The following is a 4,458-nucleotide window of genomic DNA, read 5'->3' as shown; positions in this document are numbered from 1 at the left end:
CCGCGCACCCAATCAATTAATGAAGTGTGTAGGAAGGCTGGGGCTCCTGAGCTTCCAGTTCCTCATCCTCCCAGTCGATGTCATGAGTGACGTTGCCAGCGGCTTCAATGCCAGCGGCAATCATGGCTTTGGCGACGGCCATATCGCGATCTTCCATCATCTCGCGTGCCTCTGTTGAGAACGAAATGCGTACCAGGGGCGCGGCATCGTCGTCTATGCGGCGCAATGCATAATCGCCATCACTCAACTGTACGATTTCAAAAAAAGATGGTGACATTCCTATAACCTTTCAGTTGTTTTCGACTCTGTTTGTCGCCTTGCGAATTACCATTCGCTGTGGCGCTCTTCCAGGGAGTCGGCAAATTGTTTCAACGCGTCGAGCGATAAATTAAGCGCAGATAAAGACCGATCAGGGCCTGAAACCGCGGACACTGCGATGATGTTTTCTGCGCTGACTGTTTTTCGGGCAGCGGGCGGCTGGCTCTGGGCTGCGACCAACTGATCCAGGTGGTTCCACCAGCTATCAGGTTGTCGCGACAGTTCCAGCAGCTCTGCGGTTTCAGGAAGCTCCCGGCCCAGCAGCGCCAGGAGCGCATCGAGAGACTCCGGGCTGTCATTTTTACGCTGGTACATCCTTGCGATCATGACCAGCAGCAGGTGCCGTGCCCGCAGTGTCAGTTCGACAGCACCCTGAAGAAATGCTTCCCGTTGCACGACCTTGCCCGCGTCAGGAACTGACTCAATGGCATCCGCCTGCTGTAGCAGTGTGCGGGCCATATACAACTTTTGGGAAACCAGTGAGTGCCACTGCGATGCCATGATGACCTGCCAAAGGGTTCGGACGCCCGATATCGGAAACGTGCTCTTCAGATTGACTGACCAGTCTACCATTTCTGGCGACCAATTTCTTCCTCCCTGGCTCAGCGCGCGGGTTTAACAAGAAAATACAAACAATCCCCGATTCCTAAGAATGGCATTGAGGTTATCTGGCCCCACATCTATTCGCGCCGGGTATTAGGAGTACAATCTGAAATCAAAGCGTTGTTACCACGGCCCTGACTATAACTGAAACTGCAGGAGAGAATGTCTATGTCTGAGTCCCCCATTGAAGTTCAGGACCTGGATAAGCTGATCGAAGCGCTTGAGCAGGCGCTGGTCAATAAAGACTGGGAACAACTGACGACCCTGAACGGGCAGGTACGCTCGACCATTGAGCCGGTGATGGCGCAGCTGGAAACAGGCAAGCTGGATGCCGAAACGGTGAGGGAGCGCCTGGCCACCTTGCAGACTTTCTGCGATGCGGCCAGTGCTGGCGCCTTGGAAGCCCGCAAAGAGGCTGAAGAAGCCCTCAAAGGCGTCAACCGTAACCGTAGCGCCGCAAGTGCGTATAAGAACGTTTCGACGAACCGCCCAAAATAGCGTCATAAAATTGACTCTCAGGCTCTTACAGTCTTAAATACCGCACAAATTTTTCCAAGAGATTCGCGTGGATGTCCAAAAATAACAAAGTGCTGGTGCTGAGTGAGGATGAATCCCGCCTGCGGGACATGGTCACCATACTCGAGTTCATCGGGGAAGAAGAGGTAGTCTACGGCGAAGACGCCGCCTCGTTGTTATCACAGGGTGATGCGCAGGCTCTGTCGGCTGTTTCCGTGGTGCTGCTTGATGGTACCGATGCACGCGTCCGCGAGACGTTGACGGACACTTGCAGCAAGGTGAGCGGCGTGCCCGTACTCATGGTCGGTGACCCGGCATTGAAAGGTGTATCCGATGAGGTCCTGGCACGAATCATCACCCGCATGACCTGGCCTCTGAATTACACCAAATTCGTCGATTCTATCTACCGCGCACAAATCTACCGGGACCAGTTCATCCACTCGCGGGAGCGTGGCCAGCAGCGTGGACTGCAGTTATTCCGCAGCCTGGTGGGTACCAGTCGGCGGGTTCAGGCGGTACGCCAGTTGATGCAGCAGGTGGCGGACAAGGAAGTCAGTGTTCTGATCACCGGCGAGTCCGGAACCGGGAAAGAAGTGGTGGCCCGGAATCTTCACTATCACTCTGCACGCCGGGACAAGCCCTTTGTTCCGGTGAATTGCGGTGCCATTCCCGCGGAATTGCTGGAAAGCGAGCTATTCGGCCACGAGAAGGGTGCGTTTACCGGTGCCATCACCTCGCGGGTTGGGCGATTTGAATTGGCGGAAGGCGGCACACTGTTTCTGGACGAAATCGGTGACATGCCCCTGAACATGCAGGTAAAAATCCTGCGGGTACTGCAGGAACGCACCTTCGAGCGTGTGGGCAGCAACCGAACCATCTCAGCCAATGTGCGAATCATCGCTGCGACCCACAAAAATCTGGAAGACATGATCGAAAGCGGTGATTTCCGTGAAGATCTTTACTATCGGCTGAATGTCTTTCCCATCGAAATGCCCGCGCTGAGAGAGCGAGTGGAAGACATTCCACTGCTGATCAACGAACTGACCTCGCGCATGGAGCAAGAAAAGCGCGGCTCCCTACGCCTGAACTCCGCCGCGATCATGAGCCTGTGTCGCCATGACTGGCCGGGCAACGTTCGTGAACTGGCCAACCTGGTTGAACGGCTGGCTATCATGCATCCTTATGGCGTTATCGGCGTTCAGGAATTGCCCAAAAAATTCCGCTACGTGGATGACTACGATGAAAACCGCCCCGTTGAGGATCATGGCATGCCGTCTGGCGTGCCCGGTCTGATTGGTCTGGATGCACCGGCGCTGTTGCCGGTCAACGGCATTGACCTGAAGGACTATCTCTCGAACCTTGAAAAACAGTTGATTCAACAGGCATTGGATGAGGCTGGCGGTGTGGTGGCCCGAGCTGCCGAAAAGCTGCGAATACGGCGGACCACGCTGGTAGAAAAGGTTCGAAAATACGGGCTTCGGGAAGAGGAGGCCGAGGACTCCTGACCTGCTGCCCCTGGGCGGGTGGCGTGGTGCACACCTGCCTGCCCCCCCTGTTTGATGGCTCCCTCATTGTGCGTCAAAGCTTCGTTACTCCTGCTTTCAAATAAGGCTCAGACCGACATTAAACCGTCGCGCCCTGAAGCTTCCTCTCTCCTTTTCATTGAAAAATAAGGAAAAATCCAAGTTGGCATGATGCTGGCTTTGGTAGCCCCTGCGAACAAATTATCCGAAGAGTTTGGCCCGATACCCGGGTGTTCCAGGGGATGCGTTTATGAATCAGCCGCAGTTTGTTGTTCAGTCTTCCGCGAAGCAGGCCAAGGCCAATGCCGCGGCGGATGTTAATGACAAGGTAACCGCCCTGTTTCCGGAACAGGACGACGAAGCCGTAGGCTCGGCTCTGGAGCTATTTAACCAGATGTCGCGGCAGATTACTGACTCCTATCGAACCCTGGAATCCCGCGTCAACCAGCTCTCAGGCGAACTCACGGCGGAAACGTTGCAGCGTCAGCACGAACTGGAAGAAAAAGAGCAGTTGGCGGATCAGCTTTCTACACTGCTTAATGCGTTACCGGCAGGGGTAGTGGTACTGGATAGCCAGGGTGTGGTGACCCAGACCAACCCAGCCGCGATTGCGTTGCTGGGTGAGCCGCTGGACGGCGAATGCTGGGTTGACGTGATTCGCCGTTGCTTTGCGCCGCGCCGGGATGACGGGCACGAAGTGTCACTGAAAGACGGACGGCGTGTCAGTATTGAAATCCGCACCATGGAAAACCAGCCGGGTCAGTTGATCCTGTTGACCGATCTGACGGAAACCCGACAACTGCAGACCCAGCTTGCCCACGCCCAGCGGCTGTCGGCGATGGGCAAGATGGTGGCCTCCCTCGCTCACCAGATTCGTACCCCTCTGTCTGCTGCCATTCTCTACGGTGGCCACCTCAGCCAGGAGGATCTGGATGAAGAGATGCGCCAGCGATGTGCTTCCCGTCTGATGTCTCGGCTGACTCACCTCGAACAACAAGTGCGTGACATGCTGATCTTTGCCCGTGGCGAAACCCGCCTGGCAGAAGAACTCAGCGCCGAAACCCTGGTCAGCGCCATTGGTTCGGCTGTGGATAGCCTCAAGCTGGCACCGGGTGTTGAGGTGCAGCTTGATAGCCATGTCAGTGACAGCCGGTTGATGTGCAATCGGGATGCGCTGGTGGGTGCCTGTACCAATCTGGTGAATAACAGCATCGAAGCCGGAGCGCATCGTGTGGTGGTGCAACTGTTTCCGGCAGGCAATGAGTTGGTGGTGCGGGTGGTGGATAACGGCCCCGGTTTCGAAGCGGGGCAGGCCGGCCAGCTGATGGAGGCGTTCTATACCACCAAATCCCATGGTACCGGGCTTGGGCTGGCGGTCGTGCAGGCCGTGGTCAAGGCCCATCAGGGTCGATTTGCGATTGAATCACCAGAGCGGGGCGGCACAGTGGCGACGGTGGCGATGGCGGCTCGACGACGCCCGGCGGCGATGATGGTGGCA

General features: G+C 56.4%; 5 protein-coding genes. 3 read left to right on the top strand and 2 right to left on the bottom strand.

What is annotated here, in order from left to right; all coding sequences use genetic code 11:
- Positions 1 to 16: 16 nt before the first annotated feature.
- Positions 17 to 277 (bottom strand): hypothetical protein, encoded by a 261-nt coding sequence (locus WD429_RS11500; RefSeq protein ID WP_368422315.1) that lies wholly within the window; start codon positions 275 to 277, stop codon positions 17 to 19.
- Between the two features lie 47 nt (positions 278 to 324).
- Complete coding sequence (locus WD429_RS11495) at positions 325 to 819, bottom strand: DUF6586 family protein (RefSeq protein WP_368422314.1); 495 nt, start codon at positions 817 to 819, stop codon at positions 325 to 327.
- 270 nt (positions 820 to 1,089) lie between these two features.
- Between WD429_RS11495 and WD429_RS11490 the strand changes: the two genes are divergently transcribed.
- The 3 genes from WD429_RS11490 to WD429_RS11480 form a co-directional block, all read left to right on the top strand.
- Positions 1,090 to 1,419, top strand: coding sequence for an SOS cell division inhibitor (locus WD429_RS11490; protein WP_368422313.1), 330 nt, complete (start codon positions 1,090 to 1,092; stop codon positions 1,417 to 1,419).
- Between the two features lie 71 nt (positions 1,420 to 1,490).
- The gene (locus tag WD429_RS11485) at positions 1,491 to 2,942 is read left to right on the top strand and encodes a sigma-54 dependent transcriptional regulator (RefSeq protein ID WP_368422312.1); all 1,452 of its coding nucleotides are present in this window, start codon (positions 1,491 to 1,493) and stop codon (positions 2,940 to 2,942) included.
- A gap of 268 nt (positions 2,943 to 3,210) precedes the next feature.
- Positions 3,211 to 4,458, top strand: a 1,248-nt coding sequence (locus tag WD429_RS11480) for a PAS domain-containing sensor histidine kinase (RefSeq protein WP_368422311.1), incomplete at its 3' end; no start/stop codon positions are given.

Source organism: Marinobacter sp. (assembly GCF_040904845.1).
Taxonomy (GTDB): domain Bacteria; phylum Pseudomonadota; class Gammaproteobacteria; order Pseudomonadales; family Oleiphilaceae; genus Marinobacter.
The sequence above is the reverse complement of the archived record's forward strand: the minus strand, read 5'-3'. Positions and strand labels throughout refer to the sequence as shown.